The 25,252-nt window shown below is 61.6% G+C and carries 21 protein-coding genes and 3 tRNA genes; 20 read left to right on the forward strand and 4 right to left on the reverse strand.

Annotated features, from left to right (window positions below):
- Positions 1-17: 17 nt before the first annotated feature.
- Both serS and ACWFSR_RS00995 read left to right on the forward strand, forming a co-directional pair.
- Positions 18-1,283 carry a serine--tRNA ligase gene (serS, locus tag ACWFSR_RS00990; protein ID WP_197107055.1) on the forward strand — a complete coding sequence of 422 codons (1,266 nt, stop codon included), beginning with the start codon at positions 18-20 and terminating at the stop codon, positions 1,281-1,283.
- Positions 1,280-2,101, forward strand: a complete 822-nt coding sequence (locus tag ACWFSR_RS00995; protein ID WP_307783729.1) for an HAD family hydrolase — start codon at positions 1,280-1,282, stop codon at positions 2,099-2,101. Before serS ends, ACWFSR_RS00995 begins: the two co-directional genes overlap by 4 nt.
- A gap of 88 nt (positions 2,102-2,189) precedes the next feature.
- Here the strand turns inward: ACWFSR_RS00995 and ACWFSR_RS01000 are convergent, their stop codons facing one another.
- A complete protein-coding gene (locus ACWFSR_RS01000; RefSeq protein WP_447522844.1) occupies positions 2,190-3,509 on the reverse strand; it encodes an aminotransferase class III-fold pyridoxal phosphate-dependent enzyme in 1,320 nt (439 codons plus the stop codon).
- 131 nt (positions 3,510-3,640) lie between these two features.
- Here ACWFSR_RS01000 and ACWFSR_RS01005 point away from each other — a divergent pair, with 131 nt between their 5' ends.
- From ACWFSR_RS01005 to ACWFSR_RS01055, 11 genes are all read left to right on the forward strand, one after another.
- Positions 3,641-5,242 (forward strand): PucR family transcriptional regulator, encoded by a 1,602-nt coding sequence (locus tag ACWFSR_RS01005; RefSeq protein WP_447522845.1) that lies wholly within the window; start codon positions 3,641-3,643, stop codon positions 5,240-5,242.
- A gap of 88 nt (positions 5,243-5,330) precedes the next feature.
- Positions 5,331-5,415 (forward strand) — tRNA-Ser (locus tag ACWFSR_RS01010).
- Positions 5,416-5,460: 45 nt separating this feature from the next.
- The gene (locus tag ACWFSR_RS01015) at positions 5,461-6,750 is read left to right on the forward strand and encodes an LCP family protein (RefSeq protein ID WP_447522846.1); all 1,290 of its coding nucleotides are present in this window, start codon (positions 5,461-5,463) and stop codon (positions 6,748-6,750) included.
- 65 nt (positions 6,751-6,815) lie between these two features.
- Positions 6,816-6,904 (forward strand) — tRNA-Ser (locus ACWFSR_RS01020).
- Positions 6,905-6,985: 81 nt separating this feature from the next.
- Positions 6,986-7,591: a nucleoside/nucleotide kinase family protein gene (locus ACWFSR_RS01025; RefSeq protein ID WP_447522847.1), complete on the forward strand. Its 606-nt coding sequence runs from the start codon at positions 6,986-6,988 to the stop codon at positions 7,589-7,591.
- Between the two features lie 44 nt (positions 7,592-7,635).
- On the forward strand, positions 7,636-8,175 hold the full coding sequence (locus ACWFSR_RS01030; RefSeq protein ID WP_197107060.1) for a YaeQ family protein: 540 nt from the start codon (positions 7,636-7,638) through the stop codon (positions 8,173-8,175).
- Between the two features lie 57 nt (positions 8,176-8,232).
- Positions 8,233-8,769, forward strand: a complete 537-nt coding sequence (locus tag ACWFSR_RS01035) for a redoxin domain-containing protein (RefSeq protein ID WP_447522848.1) — start codon at positions 8,233-8,235, stop codon at positions 8,767-8,769.
- Positions 8,770-8,949: 180 nt separating this feature from the next.
- Positions 8,950-10,845, forward strand: a complete 1,896-nt coding sequence (locus ACWFSR_RS01040) for a DUF1800 family protein (protein WP_447522849.1) — start codon at positions 8,950-8,952, stop codon at positions 10,843-10,845.
- 78 nt (positions 10,846-10,923) lie between these two features.
- Positions 10,924-12,282 (forward strand): DUF1501 domain-containing protein, encoded by a 1,359-nt coding sequence (locus ACWFSR_RS01045; RefSeq protein ID WP_447522850.1) that lies wholly within the window; start codon positions 10,924-10,926, stop codon positions 12,280-12,282.
- A 41-nt stretch (positions 12,283-12,323) separates the two neighbouring features.
- Entirely contained in the window at positions 12,324-13,073 is a 750-nt protein-coding gene (locus ACWFSR_RS01050; RefSeq protein ID WP_197107064.1) for a FadR/GntR family transcriptional regulator, read from the forward strand.
- The gene (locus ACWFSR_RS01055) at positions 13,073-13,813 is read left to right on the forward strand and encodes an SDR family oxidoreductase (protein ID WP_197107065.1); all 741 of its coding nucleotides are present in this window, start codon (positions 13,073-13,075) and stop codon (positions 13,811-13,813) included. The genes ACWFSR_RS01050 and ACWFSR_RS01055 overlap by 1 nt, the downstream gene beginning before the upstream one ends.
- A gap of 48 nt (positions 13,814-13,861) precedes the next feature.
- On the opposite strand, the gene dgoD is transcribed toward ACWFSR_RS01055, so the two are convergent.
- On the reverse strand, positions 13,862-15,007 hold the full coding sequence (gene dgoD, locus ACWFSR_RS01060) for a galactonate dehydratase (protein WP_197107066.1): 1,146 nt from the start codon (positions 15,005-15,007) through the stop codon (positions 13,862-13,864).
- Between the two features lie 62 nt (positions 15,008-15,069).
- Here dgoD and ACWFSR_RS01065 point away from each other — a divergent pair, with 62 nt between their 5' ends.
- The 7 genes from ACWFSR_RS01065 to ACWFSR_RS01095 all read left to right on the forward strand — a co-directional run bounded on the left by ACWFSR_RS01065 (position 15,070) and on the right by ACWFSR_RS01095 (position 21,407).
- On the forward strand, positions 15,070-15,432 hold the full coding sequence (locus ACWFSR_RS01065; RefSeq protein WP_197107067.1) for a DUF1801 domain-containing protein: 363 nt from the start codon (positions 15,070-15,072) through the stop codon (positions 15,430-15,432).
- Positions 15,433-15,688: 256 nt separating this feature from the next.
- Positions 15,689-17,143 carry a glyceraldehyde-3-phosphate dehydrogenase gene (locus ACWFSR_RS01070; RefSeq protein WP_447522851.1) on the forward strand — a complete coding sequence of 485 codons (1,455 nt, stop codon included), beginning with the start codon at positions 15,689-15,691 and terminating at the stop codon, positions 17,141-17,143.
- 90 nt (positions 17,144-17,233) lie between these two features.
- Positions 17,234-18,262, forward strand: coding sequence for an isopenicillin N synthase family dioxygenase (locus ACWFSR_RS01075; RefSeq protein ID WP_197107069.1), 1,029 nt, complete (start codon positions 17,234-17,236; stop codon positions 18,260-18,262).
- A gap of 285 nt (positions 18,263-18,547) precedes the next feature.
- A complete protein-coding gene (locus ACWFSR_RS01080) occupies positions 18,548-19,654 on the forward strand; it encodes a Gfo/Idh/MocA family protein (protein ID WP_447522852.1) in 1,107 nt (368 codons plus the stop codon).
- Complete coding sequence (locus ACWFSR_RS01085) at positions 19,651-20,499, forward strand: fumarylacetoacetate hydrolase family protein (protein WP_197107071.1); 849 nt, start codon at positions 19,651-19,653, stop codon at positions 20,497-20,499. The genes ACWFSR_RS01080 and ACWFSR_RS01085 overlap by 4 nt, the downstream gene beginning before the upstream one ends.
- Entirely contained in the window at positions 20,496-21,245 is a 750-nt protein-coding gene (locus ACWFSR_RS01090; RefSeq protein WP_197107072.1) for an SDR family NAD(P)-dependent oxidoreductase, read from the forward strand. The genes ACWFSR_RS01085 and ACWFSR_RS01090 overlap by 4 nt, the downstream gene beginning before the upstream one ends.
- An 86-nt stretch (positions 21,246-21,331) precedes the next feature.
- Positions 21,332-21,407 (forward strand) — tRNA-Arg (locus ACWFSR_RS01095).
- A 290-nt stretch (positions 21,408-21,697) separates the two neighbouring features.
- On the opposite strand, the gene ACWFSR_RS01100 is transcribed toward ACWFSR_RS01095, so the two are convergent.
- Complete coding sequence (locus ACWFSR_RS01100) at positions 21,698-22,582, reverse strand: hypothetical protein (protein WP_447522853.1); 885 nt, start codon at positions 22,580-22,582, stop codon at positions 21,698-21,700.
- 266 nt (positions 22,583-22,848) lie between these two features.
- Positions 22,849-25,248, reverse strand: coding sequence for a hypothetical protein (locus ACWFSR_RS01105; RefSeq protein WP_447522854.1), 2,400 nt, complete (start codon positions 25,246-25,248; stop codon positions 22,849-22,851).
- Positions 25,249-25,252: the final 4 nt, after the last annotated feature.

Below are 25,252 nucleotides of genomic sequence, written 5' to 3' on the forward strand. Positions count from 1 at the left end.
ATCGGTAGGCTGTAGGGGTGATTGACCCCCAAATTCTTAGAGAAAACCCTGAAGCCGTGCGGCAGTCGCAAATCGCGCGCGGAGCTTCGGTCCAGTTGGTCGACGACGCTATTGCCGCCGACCAGAAGCGTCGCGCCAGCATTGGCGAATTCGAGGCATTGCGGGCCGAGCAAAATAGCTTCGGCAAGAAGGTGGCTCAGGCGCCATCCGAGGAGAAGAAGGCACTCGTCGCTGAGGCGCAGAAGCTGGCCGCTCGGGTAAAGGCTGCTCAGGTGGTTTCGACTGAGGCGGAGGCTGAGTTCACTCGCATCGTCGGTTCTCTCGGCAACATCGCTGTCGAAGGCGTGCCTGTCGGTGGCGAGGATGACTGGGAGCTCGTGCGCGAAGTGGGCACTCCCGCAACCTTCGACTTTGAGCCCCGCGACCACGCCGATCTCGGCGAAATCCTGGGAGCCATCGACATCCCCCGTGGCGTGAAGGTTTCGGGCAGCCGGTTCTACTTCCTCAAGGGTGTTGGAGCGCGCCTCGAAATCGGCCTCATGAACATGGCCCTCGATCGCGCTATCGCTGGCGACTTCATCCCGCTCATCACGCCAACGCTGGTGCGCCCAGAAATGATGGCCGGCACCGGGTTCTTGGGTGAGCACTCCGACGAGATTTACTACCTGCCCGCCGACGACTTGTACCTCACGGGTACGAGTGAAGTGGCGCTCGCCGGGTACCACTCTGATGAGATCCTCGATCTGTCGAAGGGCCCGCTGCGCTACGCCGGTTGGTCAACCTGTTACCGCCGCGAGGCCGGTTCTGCGGGCAAAGACAACCGCGGCATTCTGCGCGTGCACCAGTTCAACAAGCTCGAGATGTTCAGCTACGTGCTGCCCGAGAATGCTCAGGCCGAGCACGAACGGCTGCTGTCGTTCCAAGAGTCGATGCTGCAGGCGTGCGAGCTCAGCTACCGCGTGATTGATGTTGCCGGTGGCGACCTCGGTTCGAGTGCTGCTCGCAAGTACGACATCGAGGCCTGGGTTCCCACGCAGGGCACCTATCGCGAACTCACTTCCACCTCGAACTGCACGACGTACCAGGCGCGCCGTCTCGACACCCGCTATCGCACCGAGTCGGGCAAGACTGCCCCGGTAGCGACCATCAACGGAACTCTTGCAACCACCCGCTGGCTGGTTGCCATTCTTGAAACCCACCAACAGTCCGACGGGTCGGTCGTGGTGCCGCAAGCACTTCGCCCGTACCTGGGCGGCCTTGAGATTTTGGAGCCAATCGCGTGACAACCGCAGCACAGGATGACCGCTGGATGATCGCACTCGACATCGACGGCACTGTGCTGCTCGAGTCGGGCGAGATGAACGACTCCGTGATTGCGGCGGTCGCGAAGGTTCGGGATGCCGGCCACGAAGTCATGTTGGCCACCGGTCGTTCGGTCGCCATGACGCTGCCCATTCTGCACAAGTTGGGCCTGAAGCCGCAGTACGTGGTCTGCTCCAACGGGGCGATCACGCTCAAGCGCGACCCGCTGGGCGAGGGCGGCTACGCTCGCGAATTTGTGGAGATGTTCAACCCCCAAGAGGTGCTCACGAGCATCAAGAAGCATTTGGGGTCGGCGAACTATGCGGTCGAGGATGCGACGGGCAAGTTCTTCGTCAACGGCAAGTTCCCCGATGGCGCCCTCGGTGCCATCAGCGAAGATGTGGCCTTCGAGGAGCTCGTGAAGGTGCAGGCCACGCGTGTTGTTGTCATTTCTCCGCAGCACCAGGTCGACGATTTCCTCTCGGTTGTCGAGAAGATGGGCCTTCACAAGGTCAGCTATAACGTCGGCTGGACGGCCTGGCTCGACATCGCGCCCGATGGGGTCAACAAGTCGACGGCGCTCGAAAATGTGCGTTCGCGTCTTGGCATCCCGCGCACGCGAGTGCTCGCTATGGGCGATGGTCGCAACGACATCGACATGCTCGAATGGGCATCACGTCACGGCCGCGGCGTCGCGATGGGGCAGGCTCCGGATGACGTGCGTGCGGTGGCCAATGAGGTCACCGAGAGTGATGTCAACGACGGTGCCGCGCTCATTCTTGCCGCGTTCGACGCGTAACGCGCCGGTTTAGCCGAGCCCGAGCCCGAACGCCGGGCCCGGCCAAACCACCCTTTTCTGCGCTGAACCCCTTCGGCGCAGAACTCTGTTAGAGCTCGCTGAGCGCTTCGTCGTAGATCGCCATGGCCCGAGCAACTTCCTCGGGAGTCACGACGGCCGGCGGTACGACGTGGATGCGGTTGTCGGCGATAAACGGCAGCAGCCCGCGCTTGACGAGCGCGCCCTTGATCTTGCCCATGTCTGCGGCGCTCAGCGGTTCGCGGGTCTCACGATTCGCGACGAGCTCGAGGGCCCAGAAGACTCCGCTTCCACGAACATCGCCGATGCAGTCGTGCTTCTCGGCGAGAGCGGCAAGGCCGGGGCCAATGTGTTCGCGACCGATCATGGCTGCATTCTCGATGATGCCTTCCTCTTCCATCGCGGTGATGGAGGCGACGATGGAGGCGGCAGCGAGCGGGTGGCCCGAGTAGGTGAGGCCGCCGGGAAAGACGCGCTCGTCGAAGGTTGCGGCGATCTCGTCGGAGATGATGACGCCACCGACGGGCACGTAGCCAGAGTTGACACCCTTGGCGAAGGTGATGAGGTCGGGCTTGACGTCGAATGCTTCGAACGCGAACCAGTTTCCGGTGCGGCCGAAACCAACCATGACCTCGTCGAGGATCAGCAGGATGCCGTACTTGTCGGCGATGGCGCGAACGCCAGCCATGTAGCCGGGCGGCGGGGTCAGCACGCCGGCAGTACCGGGGATGCTCTCGAGCAGGATCGCGGCGATTGACTCTGCACCCTCAGCTTGGATGGTGCGCTCAAGGTGGTGCAGGGCGCGCTCGGATTCTTGTTCGGGGGAGTCCGACCAGAATTCGGAGCGGTACTCGTAGGGCCCAAACACGTGCACGTGGGCGCGCGCGTATTCGTTGGGGATACGGCGCCAGTCGCCAGTAGCGACGACGGCTGATCCGGTGTTGCCGTGGTACGAGCGGTAGCGCGAGATGATCTTGTCGCGACCAGTGTGCAGGCGGGCCATGCGCATGGCGTTCTCGTTGGCATCCGCTCCACCGTTGGTGAAGAAGACCTTGTTCATGCCTTCGGGTGCGTGGTCGGTGATCTTGCGGGCTGCTTCACCGCGGATGTTGATGGCGTGTGCCGGGGCGACGGTGGCCATGATGTCGGCTTGTGCCTTGATGCCGGCGATGACGGCCGGGTGCTGGTGGCCGATGTTGATGTTGACGAGTTGGCTCGAGAAGTCGAGGTACTCGTTTCCTTCGTCGTCCCAGACCATGCTTCCGAGGCCGCCTTCGAGCACGAGCGGTTTGAGCGCGCCCTGTGCTGACCAGGAATGGAATACGTGGGCGCGGTCGAGCGCGACAGTGTCGGCGTTGCTGTGCTGGGGTGTTGCGGGCGCGGAGTTCATAGGGCACCTTTCATGACGGAGCTGATGTCTCCACTATCGTCCGCCCGCAATCGCCTGTGGCTGCCAATATGTATACCGTTGGGGCAATAGTTCGACATAATGTGACAACAGGGCGATGAGTGGAGAACCGGATGCTCCCGACGATTGAATGGCTGCTCACGAAGCGCACGCTGCGGCTCAGTGTGCTCGAGGCCGGCACCCCTACGCAGTCCCGCGAAAGCCTGATCGCCAACACCGCGCTCGCGTCGCGAATGACCGCTCCTATTACGTGGGTGCACAGCTCCGATCTCGATGACCCGACGCCGTTCCTCAGCCGTGGCAACGTCTTGCTCACCGATGGCGCGCAGTTCGGTTTTGGTGCGGATGCTGAACGTTACGACTACGACTCTTATGTGGCGCGTCTCATCGAGGCCGGTCTTGTGGGGCTCGGCTTCGCGACTCACTTTCTGCATCAGGGAATGCCGACCGGGCTTGCTGCAGCGTGCGCGCGGGCTGGCTTCCCTCTCATCGACGTTCCGGATCGCGTTCCTTTTATTGCGGTCATCCGCGAGGTGGCCGACCAGATCGCGGCCGAGCGCAGCCGTCGAATGGCCTGGTCGATTGCCGCGCACAAGGCGATCTCGTATGCCGCCCTCAAGCCCACGGGCCTGCGGTCAACCCTCATCGAGCTTGAGCGCCAGCTTTCCTGCTGGGTGGGGCTCTTCGATGCGACTGGTCATCCGGTTCCTGTTCCGGGGCAGCAGCGATCTGGCGATCGTTTTGCGCAGCCGGTGCGGGATGAGGTGGCGCGGGCGCTGCGCAAGGGCAGCCGGTCATCCACGGCTCTCACTCTCGATTCGGGTCAGGTGACGATCCAGACCCTCGGCCAAAATGGAGAGTTGCGTGGAGCGCTCGCCCTCGGACGTGGAGTGCCGCTTGACCGTGCCGAGAATGAACTGGTGACGAGCGTGATCGCGATGGCAACGCTCGCTCTGGAACAAAACCGCACTCTGGATGCCACGCGTGGGCAGCTGAGGTCGTCGTTGTTGGAACTGGTGCTTGCCGGCAACCTTGGCGCAGCGCGGGCAATCGCGAGCGAAGTCTGGGGAGCATTTCCGGTGGAACCGCTGAGCGTCGTGGTGATTGCGCGGCAAACCCAGAGCCATTTCGTGCTCGATGCGCTCGATGTACTGGCCCTCGACGCTGACGGTCGTGCCTTCTTCGCTGTCCGTGGCGATGTGATTGTGGTGCTCGTCGAGGCTGCAGCTCAGCGGGCAGCTGGCGGGCCTGTTGAACAGACCGACGTGCAGCGCGAGGTGGAACAACTCATCACCGACCACGATCTCGCAGCGGGCAGTGCCGCGGCCACCGACTACGCGGCCTTGAGCGTAGTGCTCGGGCAGGCATCCAGTGCTCTCCACTCCCGCGGTGGTCGTGCTGGCCTCACCGATTTCGCCGAAATTGCGGACACCGGGATGCTCGGGGTGCTGCAGTCTGCTGGTGCTGAGCGGGTGGCGCACCGGGTCCTCACGCCGCTCACCAATTTCGATGCTGAGCAGGGGGCTGCCCTCGTGGAGACGTTGCTGTCCTGGTTTGCGAACGATTGTTCGTGGGGTGCGACCGCGGCGAAGCTCGGTGTTCACCGGCATACGGTGCGCTCGCGCATCGACCAGGCGGCGAGCATCCTGAATCTCGATCTGGAGTCATTCGAGGGGCGACTTGAGGTGTGGGCGGCGCTTCGGTTGCGCGAGTAGACCTCTCTACCCCCATTTCGAGCCTTCTAGCCTGCCATTCAGGTACGCATTGCGGGCATCAGATACACTCTGAACTTGCGTCACGCAAGGAGGGCTGTCCGAGCGGCCGATGGAGCCAGTCTTGAAAACTGGTGGGCAGAAATGTCTCGTGGGTTCGAATCCCACGCCCTCCGCTCTGCGTGTCATGTTTTGTTTCCGGTAATAGAAAGGGGAGTGCGATGAGTGAACTTCGTCCGCGCTCAGAGTTGCGTTCGCGCTCTGTCGACCGCACTGACTCTAAGAAAAAGCCCGAAGTGCAAGGCCTGGCACGTCACGGTCGGTTGAAGAAACCGGGACCGTGGGGTTCGATTGCCAAGGTCGTTGCTGCAACGCTCGCCGTCCTTTTGGTGAGTGGCGCGGCCGTAGGAGCCGTTGCCTTCGACAGCATTTACGGTCAGCGCGACACTGTTGCGCTCATTGGTGAGACCGAAGGCCCACCGCCTCAGATCGGCAGCTTTGAGGGTGGCTTCAACATTCTCATTGCGGGTAGCGACACGCGTGCAGATCAGGGCGGAATCGGCGGAACAGTTGAGGACGCTTCTGGCGAACTCAATGACGTCAACATGATTTTGCACGTTGCCGAAGACCGACAGTCTGCCGTGGCCATTAGCTTCCCGCGCGACATGGTGATGGGCATCCCTGAGTGCCCGAGTCTCGACGGCGACTACAACAAGTACTACTCAACTGAGCCCCTCAATACAGCGCTCTCGTATGGTGGCCTTCCGTGCGTAGTTCTGACACTTTCTGAATTCACCGGCCTCGATATCCAGTTCGCCGGAATCATCACCTTCGACGGCGTTATTGAGATGACGAACGCTATCGGTGGCGTTGACGTCTGTGTGGATGGGCCTCTCGTCGACCCGTACACCGGGATCGATCTTCCCAAGGCGGGCACGTACAACCTCAAGGGTTGGAAGGCTCTCGCATTCTTGCGTTCACGTCACGGCGTTGGCGACGGTAGTGACTTGACCCGCATCAGCTCGCAGCAGGTCTACCTCTCCTCGCTCGTGCGCACACTCAAGAGTTCAGACACTCTCAGCGACTACAAGAAGCTGTACAACCTCGCCGATGCTGCCATCACCAACATGCAGCTCTCGAACAGTCTCGCGGATGTTCCGACCATGGTGTCGATCGCTCTCGCGCTGAAAGACATTCCCCTCGAACGCGTTCAGTTCGTGCAGTACCCAGGCGGCACTGGCGGAACGGGCGTGTACTCGGGCAAGGTTCAGCCCAACGAGTACCTGGGCAACCAGATGATGGAATTCATCGCTGCCGACCAACCGTTCAGCCTTGAAGAAGCCGGCGACGGTGTTGGCGCGATCCTCGACCCCAACGCTCCCGAAGCCGAGGCCACGCCAGAGCCAACTGACGGCGCTACGGCAGCACCGGTTGAGGAAGATCTTCCCGTGCTCGACATCCGTGGTCAGAACGCTGCTGACTACACGTGCTCGGTAACCAACAACTACTAAATCAGTCGATTTGTGGCTCGGTTCGTCGTTCCGCTCATGAGCGGTTATGATTGCTGAGTACGTCTGGAGACGTCGCATAGTCCGGCCTAGTGCACCACCCTGCTAAGGTGGAGTACCCGTAAGGGTACCGAGAGTTCAAATCTCTCCGTCTCCGCTCTGCGAAGAAAACCCTTGATTTTTCAAGGGTTTTCTTGCGTTAAGCGCCACCACATTTTTGCCAGCGTGAAGGGACCTCGTGGAGACCTACACTGTCGCCGAAGCTGTCGCGCGAATTGGCGTTCTTGCCCAGCGCGACACAACCGTGCCCTTTCTCCTCGGCATGGTCGGGCCGCCGGGCGCGGGCAAATCCACTTTCGTTGAACAACTCGCGGCGCCCATCCTCCCGATGGACGGTTACCACTTCGCCAATGAACACCTTGACCGACTAGGTCTTCGTTCGCGCAAGGGTGCCCCTGACACTTTCGATGCCGCGGGCTTCGCCTCGACATTGCACCGGCTGCGCGTGGGCGACACTGTCGTTGCTCCGCGGTTCGATCGCGACCTCGATGCTTCAATTGCTGGCTCGATCTTTCTCCCCAGTGATGCCCCGTTGATTGTGACGGAAGGCAACTATCTTCTCCACGACCAAGACGGCTGGGGTGCGATTCGACCGCTACTCGACGAGGTTTGGTATCTCGACATCGACGATGATCTGCGTCGAGACAGGCTCATCGCTCGCCACCGACGCTACGGGCGGTCGGCGACGGATGCGGCCCGCTGGGTTGCCGACGTCGACGAACCCAATGCCGTGCTCATCCGCACGACGCGTGACCGAGCCGACGCCGTCGTCACGGCAACGTAAAGGCTGGCTGGCGCCGTCGCATCCACAGGCTAGGCTCGGGCGTTATGGCAACTGGCGCAACGATCCACACCTTCACGGTGCAACTGGCAGATGTGGATCGCGGTGTCTACGACGACTTCACGCTTCGCGTGGCACGGCATCCCTCTGAAACCGATCTGTACATGATCACTCGGGTGCTCGCGTACTGCCTCGAGTATGAAGAGGGCATCGTGTTTAGCGAGGGAGTCTCGTCGACCGATGAACCTGCGGTGCTCGTGCGCGATCTCACCGGCACGATTACGGCCTGGATTGAAATCGGGGCACCGGATGCTGCGCGACTTCACTACGGCAGCAAGCTGGCCGACAGGGTCGCCATCTACACGCACCGCGACCCGGTGAAGGTTGCTGCTCCCTGGGCGGGCAAGAAGATCCACAACGCAAGCGAGATCGTCTTCCGCAGCTTTGATCCCGGTTTCATCGAGGATGCTGTGGCCGCTCTCGAACGACGCAACGCCGTCACCCTGTCGGTGACGGAGGGGCAACTCTATTTGGAACTCAACGGCACGACGGTGAGTTCGGCGCTGCACACCCACGACGTCGAATAAATAGACGTTCACGACATGGCGGAATGAATGCGGCCCACCACTATGTTGGTCTAGAAGATGACTATTCTGCCGCGCACCCAGCCTCCTGCCCTTTCGCTGCCCCTCGCGCGAGGCGGCACCATTGAGGATCTCGCGCTCGGCACGGGCGTTGACGGGCGCTTCACTCTCATCATTTTCTACCGCGGCTTGCACTGCCCGGTGTGCCGCAAGCAGCTTCGCGAACTTGACGACAACATGGATGCGCTGCATGAAGCCGGGGTGGGTCGCGTCGTGGCCATCAGCATGGACACCCTCAAGCGCGCCACGATATCGATCGAGGATTGGGAACTCAGTCGGCTTCCGATTGCTTATGGGTTGAGCGAAGAGCAGGCTCGCGAGTGGGGTCTCTTCCTCTCGAGCGGATTCAAGAAGGGCGAACCGGAGCTGTTTAGCGAGCCGGGCATGTTCATCCTTGACGCCGACAACACCGTGTTCTGGAGTACTGTTTCCAGCATGCCTTTCGGTCGGATGCCCGTGAAGGCCATCATTCATGGTCTCGAGTACGTCACCGAGACCGATTATCCCGCGCGCGGAACGGTAGCGCCCGCGCACTGAGTCGTGCACGCCTCGTTCGGCGAAAGTTTTTCACAATTACCCGCGTGTCCCCCTGATGGGGGTAGACAGAGGGGTGTTTCTCGCCATAAGGTCGATGCTGAATCGTTATTCAGTAGTGCGTGTAGGGCTGTCGAAACCTAGTCGGCAGCAGCGTGCGTGAGCCCGACGAAGGACTTTGGCGTGAATCCTCCTGTAGATCCCGACGTACGTCCGCGAGGTGACGGCGAGGCTCTACTCGCTCGCCGCATGATCATCACGAGTGGTGTCGCAGCGCTTGCCGCTGTGGGCGCGGCCGCGGCGAGCAGCGCCGCATTCGGCCCCGCGAGCACAATCTCGCTGCTTCCCGACGGGGCGAGCCCTCCCGTCACGCCTCCGTCGACAGGATCTGCTCCCCGCAACACCCCGGTGCCGACCACTCCGACGCCGAGTGCGACATCCACGAAACCGCCGGCCACGAAGAACCCGACCGGGGGCACGAACCCACCCGCGACTCAAGACCCGCGTTCACCGGCAACGGCAAACCCGCCGGCAGACCGCGACCAGAGTTACGCAAACCCGGGTGCGGGAACGGGCACAACCCCTCGTGCCGACACGCCATCGGCCGCGAAGCCAGCGACCAAGCCAACCCCGCAGAAGGGCTCAACGGCTCCCGAGTTCATCTCCACCGGCGTTGCAGACAACGACCAAACCCACGCCCATCTACTGGCGCGTGCGACGTTTGGCCCCCGCAGCAGCGACTTCGTGGATGTGTCAACCATGGGTATCGACAAATGGTTGGGTGCCCAGCTCGCTCCGGCATCCATCGCAGACCCGGATGGCGATGCCGCGTGGGCTGCCTTCCCGCTGGCAAAGTCGTCCACCGCTAAAGTGCGCTCGTCCGTTAAGCAGTACAGCTGGGAAGCCGCACGACAGACGGGTCAAGCAACCCTGGCTGCTCAGGTCTTCAGCAAGCGCCAGCTCTTCGAGGTTGTTGTTGACGTGTTCTCGAACCTGCTCAATGTCACAACTCCGTCGGACAGCGTCTGGGCTACCGGTCCCGACTATGCGAACTCGGTTATCCGGGCGAACGCTCTCGGCAGCTACGCCGCCATGTTGCACGCGGCGATGCGGCACCCCGCCATGTTGACCTATCTCAACAACGAGAAGTCGAACAAGGTAAACGTCAATGAGAACCTCGGTCGTGAGCTGCTGGAGCTGCACACGCTGGGGGTCGCCTCCGGTTACACCGAGGGCGATGTGCGCAACAGCGCCATGATCCTCTCGGGCCGCGGCATTGATTACGAGACCGGCGAATTTCGCTATCGCGCAGACCGTCACTATGTCGGCCCCGTAGCCACCTCGTTCTTTGCCGACGAGAACGCGACCGCTGAAGGCGGGCTCGACATGGGCGACCGTTATGTGAGTGTGCTGGCGCACCATCCGGCAACAGCAGCAACGGTTGTCAGAAAACTCGCAGTTCGTTTCGTCTCGGATTCACCGCCCCAGGCCCTGCTCGACCGTCTGGCTCAGACGTACCTCGACAATGACACCGCGATCCTTCCGGTGCTCAAGCAGCTTTTCGCCAGCAACGAGTTCTGGTCGGCAATCGGCGAGAAGGCACGGCGTCCGCTCGAAGATGCGGTGGGCTCGGCTCGTGCCGTTGGTGCCAAGCCCAGCGACAAGCTTGCCGATGGCGCCAAGAATCTTTACTGGGTTCTGCAGAATCTTGGTCACGCGCCGCTCACGTGGACCCCACCTAACGGATTCCCCGACGTCACGGGAGCGTGGCTTTCTGCCAGCCAGACGGTCTCGCGCTGGAATCTGCACCGGGGCCTGACCGGTGGCTGGATGAAGGGGCTTACTCCGCCAGCCAAGCTCAGTGAAGAATTGGCTCCCACCGTGGGCCAGTCGAACTCTCAATGGATCGACAGCATTGCTCAGCACATGATCGGCCGTCCGCTGAGCGACACCCATCGTGCGGTGCTGCTGTCCTATCTCGGTGCCGATGGTTCGGCCGAGGCCGAGGCGGGCGATGCGTGGCAAGTTCCGGCTCTCGCGGCGCTCGTGCTCGACTCGCCCTATTTTCAATTGCGCTAATCAACCGCGCTAATCAACCGCGCTGACCCGCATTACCCTCCCCAGTAGCTCGAACCCGACTCGAGAAAGAACCTCCTAATGACCGAGACCCGTTTCCTCCACCCTGACTGCCCCGACTGGCGACAGCTGGGGCCAACCGACTTAGATTCCGCGGTGCGAGCCCATAGCGAAATCGTGGTGGCCGAAGAGGCGGCCCGACGCGAGTTGTGGTCGAAAGGCTTCACTCGACGACGGATGCTGCAGGGCGGGCTTATGGCCGGAGTCGCCGCCATCGGCTCCCAGATTGTCACCACGCAGGCGTCCTACGCGGCCCCCGGCTCGCCAGACACGGGTGCACTCATCGTGATCTTCCTCCGCGGAGGAATGGACGGCCTCTCCGTGCTCGTTCCGGCAACCGACGCCGACCTCTTGAAGGCGCGCCCCGGTATTGCCGTTAAGGAGAATTCGGGATTGATCCCGTTCGAACGCGGCTTCGGACTACACCCGGCGTTGTCTGCTTTGAAGCCAATGTTGGCTCAAGGCAAGATCGCTGCCGTGCCAGCGATTGGCACCCCCGATCTGTCCCGCAGCCATTTTCAGGCGCAAGATTGCCTCGAACGCGGTGGCTCCGCTGGCAGCGCTTCGCAGACAGGGTGGCTCAACCGCGCGCTTGAGCAGAGCGGCCCAGGAACGACCTGGCGCGGGGTGGGGGCAAGCGATCGACTTGCTCGCTCTCTCGTGGGTGGTTCGAATGCGCTGGTCGTTCCCGACCTTGAACGCATGGCGATCGACGTGGATGACTCGCTCCTCGAGCCCACTCGCACGGCCCTTGCAAGCCTCTACACCGGGCTGGATCATCCCATCGCGCAGCAGGCCAACCTCGCCTTGAGCGCCTCCAGCGAAGCATCCGAAATTGCAGCGTCCGCTGGTGATGCGAAAGCGCGTGGCTATGGGGACGACAACTTCTCTAGCGATCTTGCGACCTTGGCCAGTCTCATCCGGGCGAACGTGGGACTTCGAGTTGGCACGTTGGACCTTGGTGGCTGGGACATGCACACCGACATCGGCACGCCAGACAAGGGCGACATGCACGACATGCTCAGCGCTGTGGGCAACGGTCTCGCCGCGTTCTTCTCTGACCTTGGTCCGAAGGCTGACACCACCACGGTGGTGCTCATGAGTGAGTTTGGTCGTCGTGTCGGTCAGAACGACAGCTCGGGTGTTGACCACGGTCACGGCGGCCTCGCCATGGTTCTCGGCGGTGGCGTCACCGGTGGCGTGCACGGCAAGTGGGAAGGCCTGGGCGCCGACGTGCTGGATCACGGCGACGTTCCCGGCAGCAACGACTTCCGCGATCTTCTGGGCGAGGTCGTCATGAACCGCCTTGATCTCAGCGCGGCCGATGCCAGCATCATCTTCCCCGAATGGAAGGTGTCGCCGATAGGGGTCATGGCCTAACGCAGCCCCGCGCTCGCGACAGGCACAGTATTATCGCGGTGATGACTACTTTCTCTCGACGAGGTTTGCACGGGCACGTTGTTGATGTGCTCGGCCGTCGCATTATGCGCGGTGAACTAGCGTCGGGAGACATCATCGATCCGGATGCGCTGCTCACCGAATTCCAGGTCAGCCGCACGGTAATCCGCGAAGCCCTCAAGGTGCTCACGACGAAGGGGCTTGTGGACGCGCGGCCGCGCCTCGGTACCTTCGTCACCGCGCGGGAACGCTGGCAGCTACTCGACCGCGACGTCATGACGTGGCGCTCGGAAGGAATGCCCGACCCGCTGCTCGTGCTCGAACTCAGCGAAGTGCGGCAAGTGCTCGAGCCCGCGGCGGCTCGACTGGCTGCCGTTCGCCGCAGCGACGAACAGTGTGCCGAGATCGAAGCAGCGATGACGGCGTTGGCCGCGACCTTCGAGAGCACCGAAGTGACGTCACACGTAGCAGCGGACTTGGCTTTTCATCGGGCGATCTTGGCGGCATCCGGCAACGAACTGTTGGCTCGCTTTGAGGTTGTGCTCGAACCCGCGCTGCATGCCCGCAACGAGCTTGCGTTTGAGAACGAAACAACAACCCAATTTTTGGATGACCATCGCGCAGTGGTGACGGCGATTGTCGCGCAGGATGCCGAGGCAGCCCACACCGCGATGAAGCTGCTGATGGACCAGTCGAACCTCGATTCGCACACGATCGTGAGCAAAGACCCGACCGGCGCCGCGCTCGTCGCCAACCGCAAGCAGGCTCTCTAGTGGCGGCCCGTACGGTGCTCATCACGGGCGCAGCCCACGGTATCGGTGCCGCTGCTGCACGCCTCTTCGCTGCCTCCGGCGACGATGTTGTCGTCACCGATATTGACGTGGATGCCGCTGCCGCGGTTGCCGCCGAGATCGTCGCGGCCGGTGGCGCCGCCACCGCCCATCGCCTCGACGTCGCAGACTCCGAGCACTGGCAGGAGCTCTCGCGTGAGCTGCGCACCGCGAATCGCCCGCCCGCCGTCATCGTGAATAACGCGTTTTTCCAAGTCGCGGGAATCGCACACGAACAGAGCGAAGACAACTGGAATCAGCAGCTCTCGGTGACGCTGTCATCCGTCTACCGCGCAATGCGCACTTTCCACGACACTCTCACCGAAGCCAAGGGCAGCATGGTCAATGTGTCGAGCGTGCACGGGGTGCTGTCCTGGGCCGAGCAGCCTGCTTACGGTGCGGCGAAGGGCGGGCTCATTTCGCTCACCCGTCAGCTATCACTGGATTATGCCCCGCACGTGCGCGTGAACGTCGTTCTTCCGGGATCGATCGAGACTCGGCAGTGGGATCACCAAACCCCTGAAGCGCAAGAGTTGGCGCGACGCCAGGCCACCCTGCAGCGGCTGGGTAAACCTGAAGAAGTCGCGTCGGTCATCCAATTTCTGGCTGGCGACGGTGCCTCGTACATCACGGGCGCTTCGCTCGTTGTCGACGGCGGCATGACAACGACGCTCGGCGCTTAGCGGGCACTCGCGGCCGCGCGCTCGGCTATCGCTGGCGTTGCCGACCGGTTACCACTCGGCGAGCGACCCATCATCGTGACGCCACACGGGGGAGCGCCACTGGTGCCCGATCTTGTCGGCGGCACGCACGGCAGCTTCGTCGATGTCGATGCCGAGGCCTGGCTTAGTGAGGCGCTCGATGTAGCCACTAGTGAAGTCGAAGACGCTCGTATCCATCAGATATTCGAGCACGTCTGATCCGACGTTGTAGTGGATGCCGATGCTCTGTTCCTGAATCAAGAAGTTCGGTGTGTTGAAGCCGACCTGCAGACTCGCCGCCAGGGCGATCGGTCCGAGAGGGCAGTGCGGCGCGAGTTGAGCATCGAACATGTCAGCGAGGGCGGCGATGCGGCGCACTTCGGAGATGCCGCCGGCATGGGAGAGGTCGGGCTGCACGACGGCGATGCCCGCCTGCAGCGGTCCCAAGAACTCGGTGCGAGAGAAGAGGCGCTCGCCGGTGGCGATCGGGATCGACGTTGACGAGACGATGCCATCGAGCAAGTGCGACTTGTCGGGCACGACCGGTTCTTCCACAAACAGGGGAGCGTGGGGCTCGAGAAGGGGAAGGATGCGGCGGCTGTTCGCGGCGGTCATTCGTCCGTGAAAGTCGATCGCGAAATCCCGTTCGGGGCCAAGAACTTCGCGTGCGAGCGCAGCCCGGTCGACGACCTCGGCGACGGCGCTTACGGTGCTGAGGGGCGACATCCGTCCGCTTGCGTTCATCTTTATTGCGGTCAGGCCCGACTCGACCTGCTGCGCGATGTTGTCGCGCAGCTCGGAGGGTTCGTCGCCGCCAACCCAGCCGTACATGCGGATGCGGTCGCGCACGGCGCCGCCGAGAAGATCGTGAACGGGAACACCGTGAGCTTTGCCCGCGATGTCCCAGAGCGCTTGGTCGATGCCGGCGATTGCACTAGAGGCGACGGGGCCACCGCGGTAGAAGCCGCCGCGGGTGAGCACTTGCCAGTGGTCTTCGATGCGGGTGGCGTCGAGCCCCACAAGGTATTCGGCGTGCTGTTCCACGGCCGCACGCACGATGTCGGCCTGGCCCTCAACAACGGGCTCGCCCCAGCCGACGATGCCGCTATCAGTCTCGATGCGCACGAACAACCAGCGTGGTGGAACGAGGAATGTTTCGATGCGTGCAATCTTCACGGCGGGCCCTTCCGTTAGTAAGTCTTATTATCCTACTAATGACGCCAACTAGAGTGAGCATCATGGATGACGTCACCCCGGACCACAGCGACTGGCGTGTCCAAATGCTTGCCCACCTTCGCGCCCTGATCGTGCAGGCCGAGCCCACAGTCGTTGAAGAGGTCAAGTGGCGAAAGCCCTCCAATCCCGCCGGCGTTGCCGCATGGAGCCTCGACGGACTGATCTGCACCGGCGAAACCTACAAAGACAAGGTCAAGCTGACGTTTGCACAGGGCGCTTCGCTCGACGACCCCGCCGGGCTCTTCAACAGCAGCCTTGATGCGAAGGTCAGGCGAGCGATCGATCTCCATGAGGGCGACACGATCGACGCCGATGCATTCCACGCGCTAATCCGTGCTGCGGCCGCACTGAACTCAGCGCGCTAGCTTCCGCGCCAGCCGCCAGCCGCCAGTCGCCTGCGTCTGGTCGGCTCTGGGTTGCGCCCACATTCGGCACCACATCCGCAGCCAAACCGGCATCCGCACCGTTAAGAATCGTCCCCTTTAGCGATCTCTAAAGTGTTGCCCGAACTGTGGCTTCCTGAGCGCGCGTGCCGCGCTTCCCTCTGGGAGAATGGATGCGGGACCAGCCGCGCTACAAGCGCGCCCGCGGCCCCGAGACAGCGCAGTCGGAAGGAACCTGATGCAACGCGAACACAGCGACGAATTTGACCGGTGGAATGCCCGCCAAGAACTGGCCGAGGCAATGATCCCCCTTATCGGCGGGCTGTATCGCAACCACGGCGTCGTGACCTCGATTCACGGCCGCCGCCTCATCAACCAGTCGCCCGTCGAGGTGCTCAAGGCTCACCGTTTTGCGCGTCAGCTCAACGAGAGCGAGTTGCCGATCGAAGAGACTATGCCGATCATGGTGGCGCTCTCGGCAATGCCGCTCAATTCGGCATCCATCGATTTGGCGAAGCTCGTGAACCGTTTTCGCGAAGTTGGCGGCGAGCTCAATGGCTTCTTGGCGGCTGAGCTTGAGCCTGTGCTCAAGAACGGCAGCGAAACGAAACCAGCGGGAGCGGATGTCGTGCTCTACGGTTTCGGACGTATCGGTCGACTGTTGGCCCGCATCCTGATCGCGCACGCTGGCAACGGCGAGGGACTCCGTTTGCGCGCGATCGTCGTGCGCAAGGGTTCAGACAATGACCTCGTGAAGCGTGCCAGCCTGTTGCGACGCGACAGTGTTCATGGTCCGTTCGAGGGCACGATCTCGGTCGACACCGAGGCCAACACGATTCTGGCCAACGGCACCCTCATCCAGGTGATCTACTCGAACGACCCGGCCACGATCGACTACACCGAGTACGGAATTTCGGATGCCATCGTCGTCGACAACACCGGCCGCTGGCGTGACGAAGAGGGCCTCGGTCAGCATCTCAAGTCGCAGGGAGTGAAGCGTGTCTTGCTCACGGCCCCCGGCAAGGGCGAGATCAAGAACATTGTGTACGGGCTCAACCACGATTCGATCGCTGACACCGATGCCATCCTCTCGGCCGCGTCGTGCACGACGAACGCGATCTCGCCGGTGCTGAAAGCGATCAACGACCAGTACGGCATAGAGCACGGGCATGTTGAGACGGTGCACTCGTACACGAATGACCAGAACTTGACCGACAATTTCCATTCCGGCGACCGTCGCGGACGCTCGGCACCCATGAACATGGTCATTACCGAAACGGGGGCGGCGAAGGCCGTCGCGAAGGCGGTTCCGGAGCTCGCGGGGTTGCTCACCGGCAGCGCCATCCGGGTTCCCACTCCGAATGTGTCGATGGCGATTCTGAATCTCAATCTCGCGACGGAAACCACGCGCGCCGAGGTGAATCGCTACTTGCGCGACCTCTCGCTCGACTCGACTCTGCAGCAACAGATCGACTTCATCGATTCTCCCGAGGTTGTCTCGAGCGACTTCACCGGCTCGCACCGTGCGGGCATCGTTGACGGCCTTGCCACCATCAGCACGGGCAAGCATCTCGTGTTGTACGTCTGGTACGACAACGAGTTTGGCTACACCAGCCAGGTGGTGCGCGTGATTGAGCATATGGGGCAAACGCACCCGCAGGTTATTCCCGAACGCGCCGTAGTTGGAGCATAATTTTCCGAACTGTGATCGTGTTACGCCCGCGCTTCACGCTGTGAGCGTAACAAAGGAAAACTCTCAGACTTGGCGTGTGAACATCGTTAAATGAACGATTCCGCGCTCCCAGTCATTGATCTCTCGCTACTTGATGGCGGCCCAGAAGCGGCTGCCAAGTTCCGGGATGATTTGCTGTGTGCCACCCACGATGTCGGGTTCTTTTACCTTGTCGGGCACGGTGTCGATGAGAAGTTGATGGATGACCTGCTTGCGGCATCCCGTGAATTCTTCGCCTTGCCCGCCGAGCAGAAGTTGGCCGTCGAAAACATCAACAGCCCGCAGTTTCGTGGCTACACGCGCGTCGGGGGCGAGCTGACCGAGGGCAAGACCGACTGGCGTGAGCAAATCGATGTTGGCCCCGAGCGCGACGTTGTCGACAACGCTGCCGGGCTCGCTGACTACTGGCGTCTTGAAGGCCCGAACCTGTGGCCGGATGCCGTGCCGCAGCTTCGTGAGTTGGTCAATGAGTGGAACGACAAACTCAGCGCCGTCTCGTTGCGCCTTCTGCGCGCGTGGGCTCACGCTCTCGGCGCTCCGGAGGACGTCTTCGACAACGCATTTGCCGACAAGCCTTTCCCGCAGTTGAAGATCGTGCGGTACCCCGGCGAGTCCAACCCGGAACCCAAGCAGGGTGTTGGTGCTCACCGTGACGGTGGAGTTCTCACGCTGCTGATGGTGGAGCCGGGCAAGGGTGGGCTGCAGGTCGACTACCAGGGCGAGTGGGTCGATGTTCCGCCGAAGCCCGGTGCGTTTGTTGTGAACATTGGCGAGATGCTCGAGCTCGCTACCGAGGGCTACCTCAAGGCGACGCTGCACCGCGTCATCTCGCCACTCATCGGCGATGACCGCATCTCGATTCCGTTCTTCTTCAATCCGGCCCTCGACACTGTGATTCCCCAGTTGCAATTGCCGCCGGAGCTCGCCGCTCAAGCCCGCGGACTGTCGCTTGACCCCACGAACAGCCCGATACTCGAAACGTATGGAGATAATGCGCTTCGCTACCGAATGCGGGCGCACCCCAACGTTGCCCAGATTCATCACGACGATCTGATTCAGGGCCCGCGGGGTGCGATCTAAACCTGCTCACTGACGTAACTTAAGTGCGGTCTGCCCTTCGGGGTGGGCCGCACTTTGTCGTCGGTGCCGGCGCGGTCTCCGGCCCGCCATCGTTGGAAACTCAGGAGATTTGGCTTTTCGAGGTTCCCAACCTGCCGATACGGCCATCGCGCGCTCAAATGTCCTGAGTTTCCACTCTTTGGGAGGTGACGGTCGACAGCTACAAGCCCGCCGCGTTGCCGCGTGCAGACGTTTGATATATCGTTTGATCACGAGTTTTACCGTCTATGAGAGCCGGAGCACCCCGTGTCGAAGTTTCCCGAACGTCAGCCAGCCGAGGCGTACACGGTCGTGATGCCCGATCATCCACGCCCGATCGTTATGATTGGCGCCGGCGGTATCGTCAAAGATGCGCACCTCCCGGCCTACCGCAAGGCGGGGTTCGAGGTGTGGGGGATCGTAAACCGCACGGCGGCCAAGGCGCAGGCGCTGGCCGATGAGTTCGGCATCCCGAACGTGTTTACGTCGCTCTCGGATGCCGTAGCGGCGGCCCCGAAAGACGCCGTCTACGACCTCGCACTCATGCCCGAGCAATACCCGACGGTGCTCGACCAACTTCCCGATGGCGCGGCCGTGCTCATCCAGAAGCCGTTCGGTCAGAACCTGGCCGAGGCGCGTGTGCTCCTTGAGATTTGTCACCGCAAGAACCTTGTTGCTGCCGTGAACACGCAGCTGCGGTTCGCGCCGTACGTCGCGGAGGCGCGCAAGCTCATCGCCGAGGGTGCGATCGGTGAGCTCTATGACATGGAGATCCGCGTCGCTACCGAGACGCCCTGGGAGATTTTCCCGCATGTGCTCGGCATCGAACGCCTCGAGCTCAACATGCACAGCGTGCACTACATGGATCTCGTGCGTTCATTCTTGGGCGACCCGGATGGCGTGAGTGCGGTCACGGTGCGGCACCCTGCCAAGCCTCAAGTCTCGAACACTCGCTCGACGATCATCATGCGTTATCGGGATCGACCGCTGCGGGTCACGATCAGCACGAACCACGATCACGGATTCGGCGGCAAGTTCGAAGAGAGTTTCATCAAGTGGGAGGGCACCAAGGGTGCCATTCGCGCTCAGATGGGTCTCATGCTCGACTATCCGCGGGGTGGCCCGGATGCTCTCGAGATTGCGTACACGGACAAGCCCGAGCTCGGCTGGCAGCCGGTACCTTTCGAGGGCAGCTGGTTCCCGGATGCTTTCATCGGCTCCATGAGCGCGCTCCAGCGCTACGTCGAGGGTTCGATTTCTGAACTTCCCACCTCGGTAGAAGACATAATACGTACTATGGCTGTTGTTGAGGCTGGATACGATTCACAAGAACGCGAAGGTATCGCGTTAGCAACGAAGGAGAACACTCAGTGAGATTTGCGCGACTCGGGCCGGTTGGCTCAGAAATTCCTGTCGTCCTGCACGACGGAGCGGCGTTCGACCTGCGCCCCATCGCGGCAGACGTCAACGGTGCTTTCTTCGAGTCCGGCGGAGTCGACGCTGCTCGTGCGGCAATCGCCGCTGGCACGCTTCCCGCCGTCGAGACCGAGGGCGTTCGCGTCGGTGCGGCAATCGCCCAGCCCGGCAAGATCGTCTGCGTCGGTCTCAACTACAGCGACCACGCCGAAGAAACCGGGGCAACGTTGCCCGACGAACCCGTCATCTTTATGAAAGACCCCAGCACGATGGTCGGCGCCTTTGACAACGTGCTCATCCCGCGCACGAGCGTCAAGACCGACTGGGAGGTCGAGCTCGGCGTCGTGATTGGCGCCACCGCTCGCTACCTTGATTCCCCGGATGACGCGGCCGCCGTCATTGCTGGTTACGCCGTCTCGCACGACGTTTCCGAGCGCGCTTTCCAACTCGAACGTGGCGGAACTTGGGACAAGGGCAAGAGCTGCGAGACCTTCAATCCGTTCGGGCCTGAGCTGGTGACCGCCGACGAGGTGGCCGATCCTCAAGCCTTGGGCTTGCGCCTGTGGGTGAATGGTGTCGAACGCCAGAACGGCACGACTGCGAATATGGCGTTCGGTGTCCACTACGTCGTCTGGTACTTGAGTCAGTTCATGGTGCTGCGCCCCGGCGATGTCATCAACACGGGAACGCCCGCCGGTGTCGCAATGGGTATTGAAGGCCAGCCGTATTTGCGCGCTGGCGATGTTGTTGAGCTCGAGATCGACGGCCTCGGTCGCGCACGCCAAGAGATGGTGCAAGCATGAGCGCCGAGTTCGACGGCCTCGTCGCCGTAGTCACCGGGGGAGCATCCGGCATCGGTTTAGCTTCAGCACTCACTCTCGCCGAGCGTGGTGCGACTGTTGCCGTGCTCGACCTGAACCCCGAGGGGTTGGATGCTCGCCTGCACGGTTTCGCAGCAGACGTGTCTGATCGTGCCTCCGTGGTCGCTGCTGTCGAAGCGGCGGCCGAGAAGTTGGGCGGCATCGACATCGTCGTGAACAACGCCGGCATCAGCGCGGTCGGCACCGTCGAAGACAACGACGACACTGACTGGGCACGTGTTCTCAACATCAACGTCACCGGTATGGCCAGAGTGTCGGCCGCAGCGCTGCCGTGGTTGCGCAAGTCGCAGCACGCCGCCATCGTCAACCTCTGCTCGATCGCCGCCCTCAACGGCCTCCCGCAGCGCGCTCTCTACAGCGCATCCAAGGGAGCCGTTCTTGCGCTCACCTACGCCATGGCAACCGACCATGTGACGGATGGGGTGCGCGTCAACGCCGTCAGCCCCGGCACCGTCTCCACCCCCTTTGTCGAACGGATGCTGCAGGGTTTCGACGATCCCGTCGCTGAACGCGCCGCCCTGGATGCCCGCCAGGCCACCGGACGCATGGTGACACCAGAAGAAGTCGCCGGTGCGGTCGCGTATTTGGCGAGCCCGCTCTCCGGCTCAACCACGGGCACCGCGCTCGAAGTTGATGGTGGAGTAACGCACCTTCGCGTCAGAAAGTAGGCGCTCGCGGCATCCGACTGTCAAAAGTGGCAGTGGGAGGCCAAAACCGCTGGTATAGTTTTCTGGTTGGCGAAAGTCAATGAGATGCGCCCGTAGCTCAGCGGATAGAGCAATTGACTACGGATCAATAGGCCGGGGGTTCAAATCCCTCCGGGCGCACCAGCTAAAACAGGTCTGACCAGCACTTTCTCGTGGAGTGCGGTCAGGCCTGTTTTCTTTTGCCCACATTTTGCCCACACTTGGAAAAGTCTTGGGTGAGATTCCGACTGAAATTCGGACTGAGTCACTCTTCCAGAACTAACGGCTGCCTGATTTTTATCGGACATGTGATGCGACCTATTGACCGCTGGACAAAGCCCTAGTTGGCGAGCGAGTGATCAGTTGCAGTGTCTAGAGACGGGACTTGTAGATCGCCGAGCGAGATTTGGGGTGAGTGGTTGGTTTTTCCGCTCCTAAATGTTGGAACGTCCCGATAATTCGATCATGGCTGCCGTGGCCCTGTCGCGGGCGGCATTCCACCTCTCTCGTTCACGGCGCTCGGATCCGAAGTACTGGACCGCGGCGTCGCCGACTGAGCAGGCAGACGTGTACAGATAGGCCGAGTGCTGGATCGCGAGCTCAAGCGGATATCCAAGGCCGCCGTCGGGTCGGCGGTACATTCCGAGTGAAGTGACGTTGCCGTGCGCGACACCAGATAATTGAGAGTAGACCTCACGGAGGGCCTCGTCTGCGGCCTCGGTCTTAAGCATCGGGCGCATCAGCATTTTGACCAAGTTCTCGGCGCTCGGCATTTTGGGAGCCGTCAAACCTAGTTCAGTAAGCGCGGTTGTGAGGCGTTGTGGATATGCTTCCGGATCGACGATCCCCCCTGTCGCGTCCTGAAACTTGGTTCTTACTCGCGCCGGATGGATCACGTCATGGTGGCTGAGAGTAACGAGCCGCGTTACCAGCTCATCGAACGAGTCTGCCCGAAGAAGGTAGCTTGCGCGGGACATGTTCTCGAGGGCAGAGCGCACGACGCTAGCGAGAGCAACCGTGGCTAGCTGATGGCGAGCCCCCTCAGCGTAGAGCTCGACATGATCGACCGCACTGGTGCTAGTGACGAGCATGACTACGTGAGCGTCGTAGACGAGACTCGCGGGGCCGCCAGTCGCGAGATTTCGAGCGCTCCACATGTTCGTTTCGGCAGGTGATCCTGAGCCGTCGGACCTATTTACGCCGGACGCTATCAACTCGCTGGCGATACTAGTGACTTCGAGAGTCGCGCCTGCGAGCAACTCAAGGTCGTGATCAGTCGGCGGCGGCGCAGGATTACCTTGATTGAAAAGAGTGCTCATGTGCTTAGCTAACCTCATAATTGCCAATCCGGGATCGTTCGGGAGCGAGGGGTGGCTGGCTAAATCGGGCAACTGATGACGTCATCACGCTCTGCGCGACGGTTCTGAGCCCGTCAATTGCCAGGAGAAATCGCACAGGGGCAACTAGTTGCCCCATGAGGGCCAACCGACCGTCCAAATTTCGGTCTTCGGAATCAACCGCGCTAGGTCCTTGAAACCGATGTGGGCTCTTCTGATGTGTGAATGAGCGGGTCGCTACCGCTCAGTCATCGCTTCTTCCTTTTCTTGTTGTTGTTTTTGCGTTTCCTCTTCGACGGTGGCAGAGGTGCGATCTTGATCCGGACAAACTGAGCTTTGAGCGTCGTTGATATGTATCCGATCACTACTGGGGTTCCAGCCGAGCCGATGGCGATGCCAAATGCTCGGTCGCACGCCCACTTCGAAAGTACGGATTCAAACTCGTAACGCATCTGTCCTTCGATGTCGTTGGCGTCACTGCCTTGTGGTGATGAGAACACGATGATCGCCCCGGCTCCAGAGCTGCCGGCGAGAGACAAATTTTCGCCCCAGCGACGGCGGCTAGCAGCTGCCATTTGTGCCTTACTGACGACGGACAAAAGGGTGGCTCTCTGCGCCACGGTAAGGCCGAGCAGGTCAGCGGCCGCGACCGTCGCCCCGATCATGCGTGATGAGCTAAAAGCGCGTACCAGCACCGCGTTCGAAGGCTCGACTGAAAGTTCCGGCTTCGCAGCCTTGGGTCCGTCACCTTGTTTGTATTCGTACCAAGGGTTGAGCATCGCCGTCGTGTAATCGTGGACACGCGAGTTGGTCGGCTGTTCATCCCAGAGCAACTGCTCGTCGGGCCCTGGGGCCGGTGCAAGTGGGTGTTCCGCAGTGACCCGCGCAGGCTTGGGCTGGTGCTGGAGCGCCGTGTGGAAAAACAACATGACTAGGTCAAGCTCGTCAACGACGCGCCACCTAGCTGCCGACTCCGGGTCGGTCCTTCGGCGCAAGTAGAGAAGGAACTGGGATGGATCGTGGATAAGGTCAGCAATGATCGCCAAGTCATAGGCCGAGACGATCCATGGCGGGTCATCACGGGTCATGACTCCAGCCGCATCCAGATCGGCGATCTCACTGCCGAGGGGTCCGAGGTCATCCAGGGTGACGACGATAGTGCGAACTTCGCGGACATTGCTGAGGTCCAGCCACGTGCGATCTCGCTTCCACAGCCCTCCGTTTGTGCGTATCAGCTTCGCGACGCGGCGGGCCTGTTGGGCACCGGCACCGATCGTTTTCTTGACCTCATTCTCGAAATAGTCAAGACGCGTGGAGCGAGCTTGTTGTGAAAATGACGCACCTTTGACCTCTACACAGATGGCGACATCGTCGATTAGGAAGAGCAAGTCTCCCTCGCACTCTTTGCCCACGGCCGTCGGCTTCTGTGCAGTAGGTCCAAGGTCGGAGGCTGTGAACCCTTGCTTCTCGGCGTAGTAGTAATACGCGGATGCGGCAGGGGCTACCTTGAGTATTTGGCTCAGGTAGTCGCCAGCCGTGGCTTCGCTTACCTCTCGGCGGTGGTCGTTGTACATCTGCTGAAGCACATCGCGGCCGAGGGATCGTTCGGTGATCTGCCGGTAGTTGTCGTCACCAATCTCGAGGCCGAGCTGGAGGTAGTTGCCCTCGTCGTCGCGAATCAGGGCGGCACCGGCGAATGGGCTCACCCCACTTAGATATGCCTCGACGGCTTCAACCGGGTCCCTCACAGAGAATCTGACGCTGAAAAGGTGGAGGATTTTGTCCGTAACCTGGACAGCAACCCCGCTGCGCCGGGCAATTTCCTCCGCTGTGAAAGATGCTCTGTGCCCTGGATGAGTCATGACCGATGCGTGAAGTGCGCGAAGTCGCTCGCGTTCCTCGCTGGTGGGGACTGCCTCGGATTCGTATAGCTCGCGCGTTTCGGAAGCTAACCTGTCGAATGAATCAAAGAGGTCCGTCGAATAGCCATCGATAATCGCATTTCGTACGTTCTGGAAGTCGACCCAAGTGAATTCCAATCGCTTAGTTAGCTCCTCGGCGAAAGCTCCCTGCCCGAACAGGCGTTGGTTTATCGCGTCATCGATACTTCGGTAGTGCAGATTTCGAATGGACAAGCGTGTGAGCCGGTAGTTCGCACCGAGACGTGCCCACGGGTCTCCGGCTTTCTCGGCATCAGCGAGGGCGGAGAACGTGCCGACCTTGCCGACCTTGCCGATCCTCGCCCCCACGATGTGGAGCATCTCCATCGCTTGCAGGCCTTCATTGTCCCGAACCGCCGTGCCAACAGTACGAGCGCCACGGGAAAGAAGTGCGGTGCCCACGATCTCGAGCGTCTGCGGGCTTGCTGGTGTCACCTCCTCTTCGTAGCCCATGCGTGCGGCCATGATCTCCCGGTTGCGGAGCAGCTCCAGTACATCGAATGCGTCGACTCCTCGGAGGCGACGGATGATCTTTTCGACGCCCTCTCGCACTATTTGAGGTCGACGTGCTGCGAAATCGGCCAATGACTCGCCGTGTCTCAGAGAAGCACTCGCGGCAATAAGCTGACGTCGAAGCTCTTCGCTGCCTTCCACACCATTGGTGTAGACCGTGGGTTTGCCCGCGTCGGCACGGTTCTCTTCGATCATGTTC

This window comes from Salinibacterium sp. NYA9b (assembly GCF_976973725.1).

What these genes read in the sequence shown, in the direction of transcription:
- ACWFSR_RS01000 (WP_447522844.1), bottom strand. Translation starts at nt 3,509, where the DNA reads ATGAACTCCGCGCCCGCAACACCCCAGCACAGCAACGCCGACACTGTC.
- ACWFSR_RS01070 (WP_447522851.1), top strand. Translation starts at nt 15,689, where the DNA reads ATGCAACGCGAACACAGCGACGAATTTGACCGGTGGAATGCCCGCCAA.
- ACWFSR_RS01090 (WP_197107072.1), top strand. Translation starts at nt 20,496, where the DNA reads ATGAGCGCCGAGTTCGACGGCCTCGTCGCCGTAGTCACCGGGGGAGCA.
- ACWFSR_RS01100 (WP_447522853.1), bottom strand. Translation starts at nt 22,582, where the DNA reads ATGAGCACTCTTTTCAATCAAGGTAATCCTGCGCCGCCGCCGACTGAT.
- ACWFSR_RS01030 (WP_197107060.1), top strand. Translation starts at nt 7,636, where the DNA reads ATGGCAACTGGCGCAACGATCCACACCTTCACGGTGCAACTGGCAGAT.
- ACWFSR_RS01035 (WP_447522848.1), top strand. Translation starts at nt 8,233, where the DNA reads ATGACTATTCTGCCGCGCACCCAGCCTCCTGCCCTTTCGCTGCCCCTC.
- ACWFSR_RS01105 (WP_447522854.1), bottom strand. Translation starts at nt 25,248, where the DNA reads ATGATCGAAGAGAACCGTGCCGACGCGGGCAAACCCACGGTCTACACC.
- ACWFSR_RS01015 (WP_447522846.1), top strand. Translation starts at nt 5,461, where the DNA reads ATGAGTGAACTTCGTCCGCGCTCAGAGTTGCGTTCGCGCTCTGTCGAC.
- ACWFSR_RS01045 (WP_447522850.1), top strand. Translation starts at nt 10,924, where the DNA reads ATGACCGAGACCCGTTTCCTCCACCCTGACTGCCCCGACTGGCGACAG.
- ACWFSR_RS01075 (WP_197107069.1), top strand. Translation starts at nt 17,234, where the DNA reads ATGAACGATTCCGCGCTCCCAGTCATTGATCTCTCGCTACTTGATGGC.
- ACWFSR_RS01050 (WP_197107064.1), top strand. Translation starts at nt 12,324, where the DNA reads ATGACTACTTTCTCTCGACGAGGTTTGCACGGGCACGTTGTTGATGTG.
- ACWFSR_RS01005 (WP_447522845.1), top strand. Translation starts at nt 3,641, where the DNA reads ATGCTCCCGACGATTGAATGGCTGCTCACGAAGCGCACGCTGCGGCTC.
- ACWFSR_RS01065 (WP_197107067.1), top strand. Translation starts at nt 15,070, where the DNA reads ATGGATGACGTCACCCCGGACCACAGCGACTGGCGTGTCCAAATGCTT.